Annotated in this window: 1 protein-coding gene; it reads left to right on the forward strand. The window is 66.1% G+C overall.

Going from position 1 to position 1,167, the window contains the following annotated elements; translation table 11 throughout:
• Positions 1-77 precede the first annotated feature (77 nt).
• On the forward strand, positions 78-1,167 hold a 1,090-nt coding region (locus EPY72_RS19105; RefSeq protein WP_135807462.1), incomplete at its 3' end, for a hypothetical protein.

Genomic DNA, 1,167 nt, shown 5'->3' on the forward strand with positions numbered 1-1,167 from the left:
GACATCTCGATGGAGGTGTTCGCCGGGTTCGCGCTGATGTGCTTCGCGGTCGCCTACGCCGTCAAGAGGGGATAGCGATGCGGCGATCTGTTTTCGTGGGGCTGGTGGTGCTGACGCTCGTTGCGGGTGCGGTCGCGATACCGGGCGCGTTCGCGAGCCAAGACGGCGGAGACAGCACCAGCCAGCAGTACACCTACGACGACCTCGCGAACGGCGGCACCCAAGTCGACCAGCGCTATCCGTCGTTGCGGCCCGCGGGCACAAATACGGCGTTCTGGACGGTCCGGTACCCGCCGTCGGGGATCAACTCCTACGGCGGCCAGAACGCCAACAAGGAGTTCCTCTCGCCGGACACGACCGTCCGCCGGAACAAGATCCGGATGATGGCCTCCCGGCCGTTCGACGGCTCGACGAAGTCCTACAAGTTCAAGGTCGTCTACTGGACCGCGACCGAGAAGCAAGTCACCGAAGGGAACACCACGACGACCGAGACGGTCGCCGACGTCCAAGCGGTCGACACGAAGAAACTGGAGTTCGGACAGGGCTTCGGCCAGTTCGCAGACCTGAACCTCCGGAGCCACTACGAGGAGCCAGTCCGGGTGACGATCTGGAAGGTCGGGCAGAAAGACGAGGTGCGGTGGACGTTCCGCCATCAGTCGATTGCGACGGCCCAGCCGGTGAACATCGACAGCAAGAGCGATCTGACGCGGTGGCTGATGCTGTGGAACTTCCTGCCGTCGTTGGTGGTCCTCGGGATCGCCTCGCGGGGCGTGCCGAAGCTCCGGGAGGCCGCCGGGTCCGGACCCGACCGGACGGCGTTGCTGGTCGGTGGCGGGCTGTTCGTGACGATCGGATTCCTGATCTGGGGCTACGTCGAGCTCGCCTCGCTGGTGGCGGCGGTGCCGCTGGTGTTCCCGCTGGCGGTCGGCTGGGTCGCGGCGGCGATCCTGCTCGACCAAGACACAGCAGTCGAGGAGATCGGGCTGGTTCGGTTCGACACCGAGGCGGCGACGTCGCCGATCGACGAGGACGCGGAAGTCCTCGACGCCCTGGAGGCGGAGATCGAGGGGTACGACGTGGTCGAGATGCCGAACGGGGACCTCGCGATCTACCAGGACGGGTTCGCGCCGTTCTGGGCGCGCTTGAAGGGCAAGTACGCGAAACTGG

Source organism: Halorussus marinus (genome assembly GCF_004765795.1).
Lineage (GTDB): Archaea > Halobacteriota > Halobacteria > Halobacteriales > Haladaptataceae > Halorussus > Halorussus marinus.